Annotated in this window: 12 protein-coding genes; all 12 read right to left on the reverse strand. The window is 69.5% G+C overall.

Translation table 11 applies throughout. The features are described from left to right. Nucleotides 1-3: 3 nt before the first annotated feature. Genes K0H49_RS06915 through mraZ form a run of 12 tightly spaced genes read right to left on the reverse strand, consistent with a single transcriptional unit; the run spans nucleotide 4 to nucleotide 14,583 of the window. A complete protein-coding gene (locus K0H49_RS06915) occupies nucleotides 4-987 on the reverse strand; it encodes a D-alanine--D-alanine ligase (protein ID WP_374122312.1) in 984 nt (327 codons plus the stop codon). Then, nucleotides 984-2,441, reverse strand: coding sequence for a UDP-N-acetylmuramate--L-alanine ligase (gene murC, locus K0H49_RS06920; RefSeq protein WP_219210591.1), 1,458 nt, complete (start codon nucleotides 2,439-2,441; stop codon nucleotides 984-986). Before murC ends, K0H49_RS06915 begins: the two co-directional genes overlap by 4 nt. Beyond that, nucleotides 2,438-3,523 carry an undecaprenyldiphospho-muramoylpentapeptide beta-N-acetylglucosaminyltransferase gene (gene murG, locus K0H49_RS06925; protein WP_219210593.1) on the reverse strand — a complete coding sequence of 362 codons (1,086 nt, stop codon included), beginning with the start codon at nucleotides 3,521-3,523 and terminating at the stop codon, nucleotides 2,438-2,440. Before murG ends, murC begins: the two co-directional genes overlap by 4 nt. After that, nucleotides 3,520-4,818: a putative lipid II flippase FtsW gene (gene ftsW / locus K0H49_RS06930; RefSeq protein WP_219210594.1), complete on the reverse strand. Its 1,299-nt coding sequence runs from the start codon at nucleotides 4,816-4,818 to the stop codon at nucleotides 3,520-3,522. Before ftsW ends, murG begins: the two co-directional genes overlap by 4 nt. Continuing rightward, on the reverse strand, nucleotides 4,815-6,965 hold the full coding sequence (gene murD, locus K0H49_RS06935; protein WP_219210595.1) for a UDP-N-acetylmuramoyl-L-alanine--D-glutamate ligase: 2,151 nt from the start codon (nucleotides 6,963-6,965) through the stop codon (nucleotides 4,815-4,817). The genes ftsW and murD overlap by 4 nt, the downstream gene beginning before the upstream one ends. A gap of 7 nt (nucleotides 6,966-6,972) precedes the next feature. Next, nucleotides 6,973-8,151 (reverse strand): phospho-N-acetylmuramoyl-pentapeptide-transferase, encoded by a 1,179-nt coding sequence (gene mraY / locus K0H49_RS06940; protein WP_219210596.1) that lies wholly within the window; start codon nucleotides 8,149-8,151, stop codon nucleotides 6,973-6,975. Nucleotides 8,152-8,166: 15 nt separating this feature from the next. Continuing rightward, nucleotides 8,167-9,633 carry a UDP-N-acetylmuramoyl-tripeptide--D-alanyl-D-alanine ligase gene (locus tag K0H49_RS06945; protein WP_257624613.1) on the reverse strand — a complete coding sequence of 489 codons (1,467 nt, stop codon included), beginning with the start codon at nucleotides 9,631-9,633 and terminating at the stop codon, nucleotides 8,167-8,169. Then, nucleotides 9,630-11,132: a UDP-N-acetylmuramoyl-L-alanyl-D-glutamate--2,6-diaminopimelate ligase gene (locus K0H49_RS06950; RefSeq protein ID WP_219210597.1), complete on the reverse strand. Its 1,503-nt coding sequence runs from the start codon at nucleotides 11,130-11,132 to the stop codon at nucleotides 9,630-9,632. The genes K0H49_RS06945 and K0H49_RS06950 overlap by 4 nt, the downstream gene beginning before the upstream one ends. Next, on the reverse strand, nucleotides 11,132-12,886 hold the full coding sequence (locus K0H49_RS06955; protein ID WP_183024649.1) for a peptidoglycan D,D-transpeptidase FtsI family protein: 1,755 nt from the start codon (nucleotides 12,884-12,886) through the stop codon (nucleotides 11,132-11,134). Before K0H49_RS06955 ends, K0H49_RS06950 begins: the two co-directional genes overlap by 1 nt. Continuing rightward, a complete protein-coding gene (gene ftsL, locus K0H49_RS06960) occupies nucleotides 12,886-13,212 on the reverse strand; it encodes a cell division protein FtsL (RefSeq protein WP_219210598.1) in 327 nt (108 codons plus the stop codon). The genes K0H49_RS06955 and ftsL overlap by 1 nt, the downstream gene beginning before the upstream one ends. 1 nt (nucleotide 13,213) lies before the next feature. Continuing rightward, on the reverse strand, nucleotides 13,214-14,137 hold the full coding sequence (gene rsmH / locus K0H49_RS06965) for a 16S rRNA (cytosine(1402)-N(4))-methyltransferase RsmH (RefSeq protein ID WP_219210599.1): 924 nt from the start codon (nucleotides 14,135-14,137) through the stop codon (nucleotides 13,214-13,216). 14 nt (nucleotides 14,138-14,151) lie between these two features. Beyond that, a complete protein-coding gene (gene mraZ, locus K0H49_RS06970) occupies nucleotides 14,152-14,583 on the reverse strand; it encodes a division/cell wall cluster transcriptional repressor MraZ (RefSeq protein ID WP_219213087.1) in 432 nt (143 codons plus the stop codon). Nucleotides 14,584-14,766: the final 183 nt, after the last annotated feature.

The following is a 14,766-nucleotide window of genomic DNA, read 5'->3' on the forward strand; positions in this document are numbered from 1 at the left end:
GGGTTAGACCTTGCCTTCCGAATCCAGGGCCGCGGAAGCGAGCACGCGCACGCACAGGTCCTCGTAGGCGATGCCCACCGCGCGCGCCGACATAGGCACCAGCGAATGGGTGGTCATGCCGGGCGAGGTGTTCATCTCGAGCAGGAAGGGCTTGCGGTCGCTGGCGCGGATCATCACGTCGGCGCGGCCCCAGCCGCGGCAGCCCAGCGTGCGGTAGGCGGCCAGCGCGATGCGCTGGATCTCGCGCTCCTCGGCCTCGGGCAGGCCGCTCGGGCAGTGGTACTTCACGTCGTCGGTGAAGTACTTGTTCTGGTAGTCGTAGGCGCCCTCGGGGGCGGCGATGCGCACCACCGGCAGCGCCTGCGCGTCGAAGCCGTGGCCCAGCACCGCGCAGGTGACTTCCTCGCCCTCGATGAATTCCTCGCACAGCACGTCGGCGTCGTACTTCGCCGACAGCGTGACCGCGTCCTGCATCTCGGAGTAGCCCTGCACCTTGGTCACGCCGATCGACGATCCCTCACGCGGCGGCTTGACGATCAGCGGCAGCCCCAGCACATCGGGCACCACGCGGACCTGCTCGCGGCTCTGCTGGTCGGCGGCCAGGCGCACGTACTTGGGCGTGGGCAATCCGTCGGCCACCCAGATGCGCTTGGTCATGACCTTGTCCATCGCCACGCTCGAGGCCATCACGCCCGAGCCGGTGTAGGGAATGCCCAGCAGTTCGAGCGCGCCCTGCACCGTGCCGTCTTCGCCGTGGCGGCCGTGCAGCGCGATGAAGCAGCGCGCGAAGCCTTCGCGCTTGAGCTCGACCAGCTCGCGCTCGGCCGGGTCGAAGGCATGGGCGTCGACGCCGCGCGCGCGCAGCGCCTCCAGCACGCCGGTGCCCGAGAGGATGGAGATGTCGCGCTCGGCCGAGGTGCCGCCGAACAGCACGGCAACCTTGCCCAGGGAGGAAACGGAAGAAGTGGAAATGGATGGTGTGCTCACAGTGCACGCCCCTCGGAGGTGAAAGAAACCGTCTTCGGCGAGGCGGCCGCGCCGCCCAGCTCGACCACCCGGCCCGGCACCGCGCCGATCGAACCGGCGCCCATGCAGACCACGACATCGCCCGCACGGGCGTTGTCCAGGATGGCCTGCGCCATCGCGCCGATCTCGTCGACGAACACCGGCTCGACCTTGCCGGCCACGCGCAGCGCACGCGTCAAGGCCCGGCCGTCGGCCGCCACGATCGGCGCTTCGCCGGCCGCATAGACCTCGCTCAGCAGCACGGCGTCGGCGGTGCCCAGCACCTTGACGAAGTCCTCGAAGCAGTCGCGCGTGCGGGTGTAGCGGTGCGGCTGGAAGGCCAGCATCAGCCGGCGGCCCGGGAAGGCGCCGCGCGCGGCGGCGATGGTGGCCGCCATCTCGACCGGATGGTGGCCGTAGTCCTCGATCAGGGTGAAGGCACCCGCGGCCGCTGCGTCCTTCGCCGGCACGTCGCCGTAGCTCTGGAAGCGCCGGCCCACGCCCTTGAAGTCGGCCAGGCCGCGCTGCACGGCTTCGTCCGGCACGCCGAGCTCGACCGCCATCGCGATTACCGACAGCGCGTTGAGCACGTTGTGTTCGCCCGCCAGGTTGAGCACGATGTCCAGGTCGGGCAAGGTCACGCCGTTGCGGCGCTGCGCGGTGAAATGCATCTGCGCGCCCACCGCGCGCACATTGACCGCGCGCACCTGGGCTTCGTCGTTGAAACCGTAGCTGGTCACCGGGCAGGTCACCTGGGGCACGATGTCCCGCACCGCGGCGTCGTCGGTGCACAGGATCGCCACGCCGTAGAAGGGCATGCGGTGCAGGAAATCGACGAAAGCCTTCTTGAGGTTGCCGAAGTCGTGCCCGTAGGTCTCCATGTGGTCGGCGTCGATGTTCGTGACCACCGCCATCACCGGCAGCAGGTTCAGGAAGGACGCATCCGACTCGTCGGCCTCGACCACGATGTAGTCGCCGCTGCCCAGCTGCGCATTGGCGCCGGCGCTGTTGAGCCGGCCGCCGATCACGAAGGTCGGGTCCAGCCCGGCCGCGGCCAGCACGCTGGCCGCCAGGCTGGTGGTGGTGGTCTTGCCGTGCGTGCCGGCGATCGCGATGCCCTGCTTGAGGCGCATCAGCTCGGCCAGCATCATGGCGCGCGGCACCACGGGAATGCGCTTCTCGCGCGCGGCCAGCACTTCGGGGTTCTCGGACTGCACCGCGGTCGAGGTGACGACCGCGTCGGCACCCGCGATGTTCGCCGCGCCGTGGCCCACGTAGGTGGTGATGCCCAGGCCGGCGAGCCGGCGCAGCGTGGCGCTGTCGCTCAGGTCGGAGCCGGAGATCTGGTAGCCCAGGTTGAACAGCACCTCGGCGATGCCGCTCATGCCGGCGCCGCCCAGGCCGACGAAGTGGATGTGGCGGATGGCGTGCTTCATGCGCGGCTCCCCTTGTTCTTTTTGTCGGCGAGTTCCTCGCAGGCGCGGACCATGAGGTCGACGGCCTCGGTCTTCTGCATCGTCTTGGCCTTTGAGGCCTTGTCCACCAATGTGGTTCGTTCGGTTTTCTGTAGCAAGTCAGCCAGCAATTCGGGAGTGAGTTCGGTCTGCTGGACGAGCCAGCCGCCACCCGCGTCGACCAGGAATCGCGCGTTGGTGGTCTGGTGGTCGTCCACCGCCGAGGGGAAAGGCACGAACAGCGCTGCTGCGCCGACGGCCGCGATTTCGGTGACGGTGCTGGCACCGGCGCGCGCGACGATCAGGTCGGCCATGGCATAGGCCTCGGCCGTGTCGTCGATGAAGGGCGTGAGCTCGGCGTCGACGCCGGCGGCCGCGTAGTTGGCGCGCAGTTCGTCGATCTGCTTGGCGCCGCTCTGGTGCAGCACGATCGGGCGTTCGCCGGGCGCGATGCGCGCCAGGGCCTGCGGCACGATGGTGTTGAGCGCCCGCGCACCCAGGCTGCCCCCCACGACCAGCAGCTTCAGCGGACCGCTGCGGCCCAGGAAGCGGGTAGCCGGATCGGGCTGCGAAGTGAAGGCCGCGCGCAGCGGGTTGCCGACCCATTCGGCGTTCTTCAGCACGTTCGGGAAGGCGGTGAAGACCCGGTTCGCGACGCTGGCCAGCACCTTGTTGGCCAGGCCCGCCACCGAGTTCTGCTCGTGCAGCACCAGCGGGCTGCCCAGCAGCACGCTCATCAGGCCGCCGGGGAAGGTGATGTAGCCGCCCAGGCCGATGACCACGTCGGGCTTGACGCGGCGCAGCACGCCGACGCTCTGCGCGAAGGCGCGCAGCAGGCGCACCGGCAGCATCAGCACCGTGAGCGGGCCCTTGCCGCGCAGGCCACCGAACTGCACCGGCTCGAAGGCGAAGCCGCGCGGCGGCACCAGCTGCTGCTCCATGCTGCCGGGCGCGCCCAGCCAGTGCACGGCCCAGCCGCGCGCGCGCAGCGCCTCGGCCACGGCCAGGCCGGGGAAGATGTGGCCGCCGGTGCCGCCGGCCATGACCAGTGCGGTGCGGCTCATATGCGGCCTCCGCGCATGAGGACGCGGTTTTCATAGTCGACGCGCAACACCACGGCCAGCGCGATCGAGATCATCAGGATCGCCGAGCCGCCAAAGCTCATCAGCGGCAGGCCCAGGCCCTTGGTCGGCAGCGCGCCCAGGTTCACGCCCATGTTGATGAAGGACTGGAAGCCGATCCAGATGCCGATGCCCTGCGCCACCAGGCCGGAGAACACGCGGTCGAGCGCGATCGCCTGGCGGCCGATGTGCATGATGCGGCGCGTGAGCCAGAGGAACAGGCCGATCACCAGCAGCACGCCGATCAGGCCGAATTCCTCGCCCAGCACGGCCAGCAGGAAGTCGGTGTGGGCCTCGGGCAGCCAGTGCAGCTTCTCGACGCTGCCGCCCAGCCCCACGCCAAAGATCTCGCCGCGGCCGATCGCGATCAGCGAGTGCGAGAGCTGGTAGCCCTTGCCCAGCGCGTGCGCTTCGCTGAAGGGGTCGAGGTAGGCGAAGATCCGCTCGCGCCGCCATTCGCTGGTCATCACGATCAGCGCGAAGGCCGCCACCACCAGCGTGGCGATCACGAAGAACATGCGCGCATTGACGCCGCCCAGGAACAGGATGCCCATGGCGATGACCGCGATCACCATGAAGGCGCCCATGTCGGGTTCGGCCAGCAGCAGCATGCCGACCACCACCACCGCCACGCCCATCGGCAGCACGGCGCGGAAGAAGCGTTCCTTGATCTCCATCTTGCGCACCATGTAGCTGGCGGCATAGAGCACCATCGCGAGCTTGGCGAGCTCGGAGGGCTGGAAGTTCATGATGCCCAGCGGCAGCCAGCGGCGCGCGCCGTTGACCACGCGCCCGACGTGCGGGATCAGCACCGCCACCAGCAGCAGCAGCGACACGACGAACAGCCAGGGCGCGATGCGCTCCCAGGTCTGCATCGGGATCTGGAAGGCCAGCAGCGCCGCCACGAAGGCGATCGCGATGAACAGCACATGCCGCAGGAAGAAGAACATCGGCCCGTAGCCGGCACGCGCGAAGCGCGGGTTGTCCGGCAGCGCGATCGAGGCCGAATAGACCATCACCGCGCCCCAGGCCAGAAGCGCCAGCGTGACCCACAGCAGCGCTTGGTCGAAGCCCAGCACGCGCATCGGTGCGGCCTTGGTCTGCGACATGGTGCCGCCGCTCAGCCGCACCGGCAGGTGCATCGGCAGCGCATCGATGCCGGTCTTGGCGGCACGCGTGAACCAGCCCTTGAGGCGGCCCGGCGTTTCGTTGGGGGTGGCGGCGCTGGCGTTGCTCATGCCGAATGCCCCTCGTCGATGCCGTCGTAGGACGACTCTGGCAAGGCCTGCACCGCCTCGCAGAACACCGCGGCGCGGTGGCCATAGTCCCTGAACATGTCGAAGCTCGCGCAGGCCGGCGACAGCAGCACCGCGTCGCCCGGGTGGGCGCGGCGCGCGGCCAGTTGCACGGCCTGTTCCATCGAGTCGGCATGCACGATCGTGACGCCGGTGTCGGCCAGCGCGGCCTCGATCACCGGCGCGTCGCGTCCGATCAGCACCACCGCACGCGCGAACTGGCGCACCGGCGCGGCCAGCGGCGCGAAGTCCTGGCCCTTGCCGTCGCCGCCCAGGATCGCGACCACGCGGCGCTCGGCACCGAGGCCGCCCAGCGCGGCCACGGTGGCGCCCACGTTGGTGCCCTTGCTGTCGTCGAAATACTCGACCTGGTCGAGGATCGCGACCGACTCGACGCGGTGCGGCTCGCCCTGGTATTCGCGCAGGCCGTAGAGCATCGGGCCCAGCTGGCAGCCGGCCGCGCTGGCCAGCGCGAGCGCGGCCAGGGCGTTGAGCGCGTTGTGCTGGCCGCGGATGCGCAGTGCATCGGCTGGCATCAGGCGCTGCAGGATGATGTCCTCTTCCTGCGCCGCCGCGCCACGCTTGCGCTTGATGGTTTCGTCGGCCTCGAGCGCACGCACCAGCCAGCTCATGCCGTTGATGCGCTCGATGCCGAAGTCGGAAGGCCGCATCGGCAGGCCGGCGCCGAAAGTGATGTGGGTGCGGATCTGCGGGCGCTGCAGCTTGACGCGCACCGGCGGCGGCAGCATCGCCATCACGCCGGCGTCGTCGCGGTTGAGGATCATCAGCCCGCGCGCGCCGAAGATGCGCTGCTTGGCGGCGCTGTAGGCCGCCATGTCGCCATGCCAGTCCAGATGGTCCTGCGTGAGGTTGAGCACCGTCGCGGCCGTGGGCTCGAAGCCCTGCACACTGTCGAGCTGGAAGCTGGAGAGTTCGAGCACCCAGACCTCGGGCAGCGTGTCGGCATCCATGTGCGCGCTCAGCGTGTCGAGCAAGGTCGGGCCGATGTTGCCGGCCACGGCCACGGTCTTGCCGGCGCGCTCGACCAGCTGGCCGGTGAGCGCGGTGACGGTGGTCTTGCCGTTGGTGCCGGTGATGGCCAGCACCGCGGGCTCGTAGCCCTTGGGCGGTGCGATCTCGGCGACCGGCAGCGGCGCGGGCGCGGAGGCGGCTTCCTCGACCGCGGCCGAGGCCGGATTCGAGACCGCCAGTTCGGCGATGCGCGCGACGAACTCGGCCGCTTCCTTAGCGGCGCTGGGGACGTAGGGCTGGCCGGCGATGGGCTGGCGGGGGACGGCTGCAACGGGCGTTGCAGGCGTCGCGGGTGCGACGGACTCGGCCGGTGCGTTGGTCCCCTCGGCTTCCGCATCCACATCGGCATCGGCATCGGCCGGCGCAGCGTCCTCGGGCGGGGTCACCGCCACATGGGTCGACGGGTCACGCGGCATGGCCTCGGCCATCGCGCTCGGCGTGGCGGCGGGTTCGGGCTCGACGACTTCCGCTTCGGTCGTGGCGGCTGCTTCGATGGCTTCGATGGTTTCAGTCGCTTCGGCCGGCACAGGGGCGTCGCTTGCCGGAAGTTCCGCCGAAGGCAGGTCGTCGGTCGGCTGCGCTTCGACCGCCGCTGGCGCTTCGGGCACCTCCGTGGTCTGTGGCGGCATCTCGATCTGCAGCTGGACTTCGAGTCCAGGCGCGGCCTCGGCCTGCACCGCCACCTCGGCCTCCACCGACGGCGGCAGCTCGACCGTGCGCAGGTCGCTCAGCGCATGTGCGAACAGGTCGAGCTCACCGCCGACCGGCAGGCCGACCGCGCGTGCCGCATCGACCACCGGTGCCAGCGTGGCGGGCGTCAGGCCCGGCGAGCAGTAGACCGCGCGCACCGGCGTGCCCTCGATCAGCGCGGCGCTCAGCGGCCCGCCGACGAAGACGACCTCGGGCCATTCGGCCTGCAGCCTGCCGAGCAGTGCCGGCGCTTCGCGCGTGTCGGCGACCGTGACCTGTGCACCGTGGCGCGCGCACCAGCGCGCCATCGCCAGCCCGGACGCACCGAGGCCGAGGACGAGGACGGGGAGGTCTTTCAAGTGCCGCATGGTTCCGTTACCGCAGCTTCAGCGTCGACAGGCCCACGAGGCACAGCAGCATCGTGATGATCCAGAAACGCACCACGACCTGGGTCTCGCGCCAGCCGCTCTTCTCGAAGTGATGATGCAGCGGCGCCATCTTGAGGATGCGCCGGCCTTCGCCGAAGCGCTTCTTGGTGTACTTGAAGTACGCGACCTGGGCCATCACCGAGATCGCCTCGACCACGAAGATGCCGCCCATCACGAAGAACACGATCTCCTGGCGCACGATGACCGCGATGGTGCCCAGCGCGCCGCCCAGCGCCAGCGCGCCGACGTCGCCCATGAAGACCTGCGCCGGGTGGGTGTTGAACCACAGGAAGGCCAGGCCCGCGCCGGCCATGGCCGAGCAGAACACCAGCAACTCGCCCGAGCCGGGGATGTGCGGGAACAGCAAGTACTTCGAATACACCGAGCTGCCGGTGACATAGGCGAACACGCCCAGCGCCGAGCCGACCATCACCACCGGCATGATCGCCAGGCCGTCGAGCCCGTCGGTGAGGTTCACCGCGTTGCTCGCGCCCACGATCACCAGGTAGGTCAGGATCACGAAGCCGATGCCGCCCAGCGGGTAGCTGACTTCCTTGAAGAAGGGCACCAGCAGGTTGATCTTGGGCGAGAACTCGAGCGCGAAGCCCGAACGCACCCAGGCCGCGAACAGTTCCAGCACGCGCCAATTGGAGCTCTCGGAAATGCTGAACAGCAGGTAGAAGCCGGCCACCAGGCCGACCAGCGACTGCCACAAATACTTCTCGCGCGAACGCATGCCCTCGGGGTCCTTGCGCACCACCTTGCGCCAGTCGTCGACCCAGCCGATGGCGCCGAAGCCCAGCGTGACCCACAGCACGATCCAGACGAAGCGGTTGCTCAGGTCGAACCACATCACGGTCGAGAACGCGATCGAGAACAGCACCAGCACACCGCCCATGGTGGGCGTGCCGCTCTTGCTCAGGTGCGTTTCCATGCCGTAGCCGCGCACCGGCTGGCCGATCTTGAGCGCGGTCAGGCGGCGGATCGCGTAGGGGCCGACCGCCAGGCCGATCAGCAGCGCGGTGGTCGCGGCCATCAGCGCGCGGAAGGTCAGGTACTGGAAGACACGCAGGAACCCGAGTTCGGGCGACAGCGTCTGCAGCCATTGGGCCAGGCTCATCAGCATGGGGTGTTGCGCGGCTCATGCAGCATGACCGGCCTCCTTGTTGTTGTTGTCGTCGTTCGACGCGAGATTCACGGCGGCGGCCGTCACGGCCTGCACCACCCGCTCCATGCGCATGGAGCGCGAGCCCTTGACCAGCACGCTGGCGGTACGGGGCAGTTGTTCGCGCACCGCGGCCTGCAGCGCGTCGATGTCGCCGAAGTGCCGGCCGTCACGGCGCTGGCGCGCGTCGTCGAAGGCCGCGACGCTGTGCGCCGTGGCGTCGCCCAGCGCGAACAGCACGTCGATGCCCTGCTCGCGCGCCCAGGTGCCGACTTCGGCATGGAAGCCCTCGGACTGGTCACCCACCTCGGCCATGTCGCCCAGCACCAGCAGGCGCGGCCCGGGCAGCGCGGCCAGCACGTCGATGGCGGCGCGCACGGAGTCGGGGTTGGCGTTGTAGCTGTCGTCGATCAGCACCAGCGTGCGGTCGTCGGCCATCTGCAGTTCGAGCGCGCGCGAGCGGCCCTTGACCGGCTCGAAGGCCGCCAGGCCCTCGGCGATCTTCTCGACCGACACGCCGGTGGCCAGCGCGCAGGCCGTGGCGGCCAGCGCGTTGATCACGTTGTGGCGTCCGGCGATGCGCAATGTCGTGTGGAAGGCGCCGAGCGGCGTGCGCACCTCGACCTGCCAGGCGCCATGCGCCCAGGTCGCGCTGCCCAGCGAAATGTCGGCATCGGGCGTGTCGCCGAAGGTCATGCAGCGGCGCGTCGCGCCTTCGCGCGCGATCTCGTTCCACAGCGGGGTGAAGGCGTCATCGGCCGGGAACACCGCGGTGCCGTTGTCGGGCAGCGCCGAGAACACGGCCGCGTTCTCCAGCGCCACCGCCTCGACGGTGCGCATGAATTCCTGGTGCTCGCGCTGCGCGTTGTTGACCAGGGCGATGGTCGGCTTGGCGATGGCCGCCAGCCGCGCGATCTCGCCCGGATGGTTCATGCCCAGTTCGACCACCGCGAGCTGGTGCTGCGGGCGCAGCCGCAGCAGCGTGAGCGGCAGGCCGATCTCGTTGTTGAAGTTGCCGACCGTGGCGAACGCGCGCTCGCCCCAGGCGGCCTGCAGGATCGTCGCGATCATCTGCGTGACGGTGGTCTTGCCGTTGCTGCCGGTCACGGCCACCAGCGGCAGCGCGAACTGCGCGCGCCATCCGGCCGCCAGCGCGCCCAGGGCCTGCAGGGTGTCGGGCACCTCGAGGCCCGCCAGGCCGGCTTCGCGCAGGCCGCCGTGGGCGATGGCCGCGACGGCGCCGCTGGCGCGGGCCTCGGCCAGGAAGGCGTTGGCATCGAAGCGTTCGCCCTTGAGCGCGACGAACAGGTCGCCGGGCTGCAGCGTGCGGCTGTCGGAGTGCACGCGCGCGATCGGCGTGGCGGGGTCGCCCACCAGGCGGGCGCCGGGCACCCAGGCCAGCACCTGGCCCAGCGTCGTCATGGTGGCGTTGGCTTGCGTCATGCGGCGCCCCTTGCCGTCAACGCGTCGATGGCATGCACACGGTCGGAGAACACGATGCGCTCGCCCGCGATCTCCTGCCAGGCCTCGTGACCCTTGCCGGCGATCAGCACCACGTCTTCGGGCGCGGCCTGGGCTAGCGTGGCCGCGATGGCGGCGGCACGGTCGGGCTCGACCTGGGCCGCCTCGGGCCGGGACAGGCCCAGCAAGATCTGGCTCAGGATGGCGGCCGGCTTCTCGCTGCGCGGGTTGTCGCTGGTCAGCACCACGCGGTCGGCCTGGCGCTCGGCCACGGCGGCCATCATCGGGCGCTTGGTCGCATCGCGGTCGCCACCGCAGCCGAACACGCACCACAGCTTGCCGCCGCGTTGGTCGGCCAGCGGGCGCAGGCCGGCCAGCGCCTTGTCGAGCGCATCGGGCGTGTGGGCGTAGTCGACCACCGCCAGCGGCCGACCGGGCAGCGCGACGCGCTCCATGCGGCCGGGCACGCTGTGCAGGCCGCGGCAGGCGTCGACCGCCTGCACCAGCGTCATGCCCAGCGCGCGCAGCGCACCGATCACGCCCAGCAGGTTGGCCACGTTGTACTGGCCGATGAGCTGCGTGGCGAGCGGCTGCGGCGCTGCGCCCTGCTCGACCACCTCGAAGGACAGGCCTTCGGCGCCGTAGTGGATGTTCTGGGCCATCAGCCGCGCCGCGCCGCCGTTGGCGGAGGTGGTCCAGATGTCGAGCGCGCCGGTGCCGCGGTCGATCAGCTGGGCCACCAGGCTCGCGCCGTGCAGGTCGTCGATGTTGACCACCGCCGCGCCCAGGCCCGGCCAGCGGAACAGCTCGGCCTTGGCTTCCCAGTAGGCGTCCATGTCGCCGTGGTAGTCGAGGTGGTCCTGCGTGAAGTTGGTGAACACCGCCACGCGGATCTCGCAGCCGTCGAGCCGGCGCTCGGCGATGCCGATCGACGAGGCCTCGATGGCGCAGGCGCTGAAGCCGCGCGCCACGAAACCGCGCAGCTCGCGCTGCAGCATCACCGGGTCGGGCGTGGTCAGGCCGGTGTGGACCATGTCGGGCGGCACGCCGATGCCCAGCGTGCCGACCAGCGCGCAGGGTCCCTGGCCGGGCCGCTGCGACAGCGCCTCGGCCAGCCACCAGGCGGTCGAGGTCTTGCCGTTGGTGCCGGTGACGGCGATCAGCGGGATCTGGCTCGAGGGCTGGCCGTAGAAGGAGGATGCGATCGGGCCGGTGGCGGCCTTGAGGCCGGGGAAGGATGCGATGCCCTCGTGTTCGAAGCCGAAGGCCTCGACGCCCTCGCGCTCGACTAGGCAGGCGACCGCGCCCTGCGCCAGCGCCGCGGCCACATGGGCGCGGCCGTCGGTGGCGGCGCCGGGCCAGGCGATGAAGGCGTCGCCGTCGCCGACGCGGCGGCTGTCTGCATGCAGGTCGCCCGGCACGCACGAACGCAGCCAGTGCGCGGCTTCGTTGGGGCTGGAAAGGAGGCGTTCGTCGTCCATTAGAAACTCTCGTCGACGCCCTTGGTCAGGACCAGCGGCTTCACCGCCAGGTCGGGCGCCACATTCATCATGCGCAGCGTCTGCTGCACCACTTCGCTGAACACCGGGGCGGCGGCGATGCCGCCGAAGTAGCGGCCGTCACCGGGCTCGTCGATCATCACGCCCACGATGATGCGCGGCGTCTCGATCGGCGCCATGCCGGTGAACCAGGCGCGGTACTTGTTGCTGGCGTAGCCCTTGCCGACCTGCTTGTGCGCGGTGCCGGACTTGCCGCCGACGGAATAGCCCACGGTCTGCGCCAGCTGGCCGGTGCCGCCGGGGCCCGCGGCCATCTGCAGCATCTTGCGCACCGCGTGCGCGTTCTCGGCCGAGAACACGCGCACGCCGACGGCCGGCTCCGAACTCTTCAGCATGGTCACCGGGATGATGCTGCCGTCGTGCGCGAAGGAGGTGTACGAATGTGCCATCTGAAACAGCGAGGCCGACAGGCCGTAGCCGTAGGCCATGGTGGCCTGCTCGACCGGCTTCCAGTTCTTCCAGGGCCGCAGCCGGCCGGTGACCGCGCCGGGGAACTGGATCTGCGGCTTCTGGCCGTAGCCGAGCGCGGTGTAGGTGTCCCACATCTCGTGGGGCGTCATCTTCTGCGCGATCTTGAGCGCGCCGACGTTGCTGGACTTCTGGATCACGCCCTCGACCGTCAGCGCGCCGTAGTTGTGCGTGTCGCTGATGGTGAAGCCGCCGATCTGGTAGCGGCCGGGGGCGGTGTCGATGATGGTCGACGGCTTGACGCGGCCCGCCTCGAGCGCCATCCCGACGGTGATCGGCTTCATGGTCGAGCCGGGCTCGAAGGTGTCGGTGATGGCGCGGTTGCGCAGCTGTTCGCCGGTCAGGTTCTGGCGCTTGTCGGGCACGTAGCTCGGGTAGTTGGCCAGCGCCAGCACTTCGCCGGTGATGGCGTCGAGCACCACCACGCTGCCGGCCTTGGCCTTGCGTGCGATCACCGCGTCGCGCAGCTTCTGGTAGGCGAAGAACTGCACCTTGCTGTCGACGCTGAGCTGGATGTCCTTGCCGTCGAGCGGCGGCACGGTCTCGCCCACGCCCTCGACCACGCGGCCCAGCCGGTCCTTGATCACGCGGCGCGAGCCGGCCTTGCCGGCCAGCTCCTTGTCGAACGCGAGCTCGATGCCTTCCTGGCCGTGGTCTTCCACGTTGGTGAAGCCGACCACGTGCGCGGCGGCCTCGCCTTCGGGGTACTGGCGCTTGTATTCCTTGCGCTGGTAGATGCCCTTGAGGTTGAGGTCGGCGATCTGCTTGGCGATGGGCGCATCGACCTGGCGCTGGATCCAGACGAAGGTCTTGTCCTCGTCCTCGAGCTTCTTGTCGAAATCCTTCTGCGCCATGCCCAGCAGCTTGGCCACCTGCCTGAGCTTGGCCCGCACCTCGGGGTCGTTGCGCTCGACGTCTTCCGGGATGGCCCAGATGCTGGGCGCGACCACGCTCGACGCCAGCAGCAGGCCGTTGCGGTCGAGGATGCGGCCGCGGTTGGCCGGGAGCTCGAGCGTGCGCGCGAAGCGCACCTCGCCCTGGCGCTGGAAGAAGTCGTTGCCGATCACCTGCACATAGGTGGCGCGGGCGGCCAGCACCACGAAGCCGAGCGCGATCGCGGCCACGATGAACTTGCTGCGCCAGACCGGCGTCTTGCTCGCGAGCAAGGGGCTGGTCGTGTACTGGACGCTGCGGCTGTTGCGGGCCATCAACCGCCCCTTCGCGCTGCCGGCGGCGCCGGGGGCGGCGCCGGGATCGGCGGGATCACCGTGCCGTCGGGGCGCACGTACTGCGTGATCGCCGGCGTGGTGGTGCGCATCTTGAGCTGCTCCTTGGCCAGCCGCTCGACGCGCAGCGGCGTGGCCTGGGCCCGCTTCTCGACCTGCAGCCGATCGCCGTCGACCTCGAGCCGGCGCGCTTCGGTGTTGGCGCGGTCGAGCTCGGTGAAGAGCAGACGCGAGCGGTACTGCGTGTGGACCAGGAACAGCGCGGTCGCCATCACGGCCATCAGCAGGAGCACGTTGAGGCGCGCCATGTCAGCTCTCGGTGCGCTCCGCGATGCGCAGGATCGCGCTGCGCGAGCGGGGGTTGCCCGCCACCTCGGCCGCCGACGGGCGGACCCGGCCGAGCGCGCGCAGCTTCATCACCTTGGGCGCCGCGAAGGGCGCGCGGCGGTCGTAGACCTCCTTCGAGTGGGTCGCGATGAACTGCTTGACGATCCGGTCTTCGAGCGAGTGGAACGCGATCACCGCGAGCCGCCCGCCGGGTTCGAGCACCGAGAGGCTGGCCTCTAGCGCTTGTTGCAGCTCTTCAAGCTCGGCGTTGATGAAAATCCGAAGAGCCTGAAATGTGCGCGTTGCAGGGTTCTGGCCCTGCTCGCGGGTTTTGACCGCGCCAGCCACGAGCTCGGCCAGCTCGGTGGTGGTTGAAATTGGGCCCCGTTCTTGTCGGCGAGCATCAATCGCCTTTGCAATCTGAACAGCAAACCGTTCTTCGCCATAGTCACGAATCACCTCTGCAATCTGCTGAGTTTCGGCCGTCGCCAGCCAGTCGGCCACGCTTTCGCCGCGCGTGGTGTCCATGCGCATGTCGAGCGGGCCGTCGAAACGAAAAGAAAAACCCCGTGCGGGGTTGTCGATCTGCGGAGAGCTGATGCCCAAGTCCATGAGCAAGCCGGTCACGCTGCGTGGCGGCAGCTCCCCCAGATTCTTGAAACCCTGGTGCCGAATCGAAAAACGCGCATCGGTGATGCGCGCTGCTTCGGCCACCGCTTCCGCGTCCTTGTCGAACGCGATGAGCCGGGCCTCCGGCGCCAGTTTTTCCAGCAGCCGCCGGGTGTGTCCCCCGCGGCCGAAGGTGGCATCGACAAAGGTGCCACCGAGCGCGTCCGGCCGGTCGGCGGTCAGTGCGTCGACCGCTTCCTCCAGCAAGACGGTGGTGTGGGTCCATGAAGTGTCCAAGGCAGCACTCGTCATCAGAAAGCGAGGTCCTGGAAGGACTCCGAAGCAAGGCCGGCCTGCAGGGCCTCGGCCTCCTTGGCGTCGTGCGTGGCCTTGTCCCACAGCTCGAAGTGACTGCCCATGCCCAGCAGCAGCGCGTCACGCGAGATGTTGGCCGCGGCCCGCAGTTCGGGCGACACCAGCACGCGGCCGGTGCCGTCCATGTCGACGTCCATCGCGTTGCCGAGGAACAGGCGCTTGAGCCACTGGTCCTTGAGCGACATCGCGGCGATGCGTTCGCGGAACTCTTCCCAGGCCGGGCGCGGGAAGACCATCAGGCAGCCGTGCGGATGACGGGTGATCGTGAGTTGACCGCCGGCCGTTGCGGCCAGCACGTCACGATGCCGGGTCGGCACTGAAAGGCGACCCTTGGCATCCAGACTCAGCGATGAAGCGCCTTGAAACACGGCCACGAAACCCTTGTGATGGGACAGCGCGGGCACCTCGACGAGGCACTAACCGACACTTTTTCCCACTTAACTGCACTTTTTTCCACTGTAGCAGCAAAGTTCAGGCGTGCAATCAGGCGTCGCGAGTATTTTTTGTAATGGAATCAACGACTTAGCGCGGTTTCCGAACCTTCGGAAACC

This window comes from Variovorax boronicumulans (genome assembly GCF_019352895.1).
In the GTDB taxonomy this organism is placed as follows: Bacteria; Pseudomonadota; Gammaproteobacteria; order Burkholderiales; family Burkholderiaceae_C; genus Variovorax; species Variovorax boronicumulans_A.

Bases quoted from the DNA above. Each gene is read 5' to 3' on its own strand.
- murC (WP_219210591.1), bottom strand. From the start codon at position 2,441: ATGAAGCACGCCATCCGCCACATCCACTTCGTCGGCCTGGGCGGCGCC.
- murG (WP_219210593.1), bottom strand. From the start codon at position 3,523: ATGAGCCGCACCGCACTGGTCATGGCCGGCGGCACCGGCGGCCACATC.
- ftsW (WP_219210594.1), bottom strand. From the start codon at position 4,818: ATGAGCAACGCCAGCGCCGCCACCCCCAACGAAACGCCGGGCCGCCTC.
- murD (WP_219210595.1), bottom strand. From the start codon at position 6,965: ATGCGGCACTTGAAAGACCTCCCCGTCCTCGTCCTCGGCCTCGGTGCG.
- mraY (WP_219210596.1), bottom strand. From the start codon at position 8,151: ATGCTGATGAGCCTGGCCCAATGGCTGCAGACGCTGTCGCCCGAACTC.
- K0H49_RS06945 (WP_257624613.1), bottom strand. From the start codon at position 9,633: ATGACGCAAGCCAACGCCACCATGACGACGCTGGGCCAGGTGCTGGCC.
- K0H49_RS06950 (WP_219210597.1), bottom strand. From the start codon at position 11,132: ATGGACGACGAACGCCTCCTTTCCAGCCCCAACGAAGCCGCGCACTGG.
- K0H49_RS06955 (WP_183024649.1), bottom strand. From the start codon at position 12,886: ATGGCCCGCAACAGCCGCAGCGTCCAGTACACGACCAGCCCCTTGCTC.
- ftsL (WP_219210598.1), bottom strand. From the start codon at position 13,212: ATGGCGCGCCTCAACGTGCTCCTGCTGATGGCCGTGATGGCGACCGCG.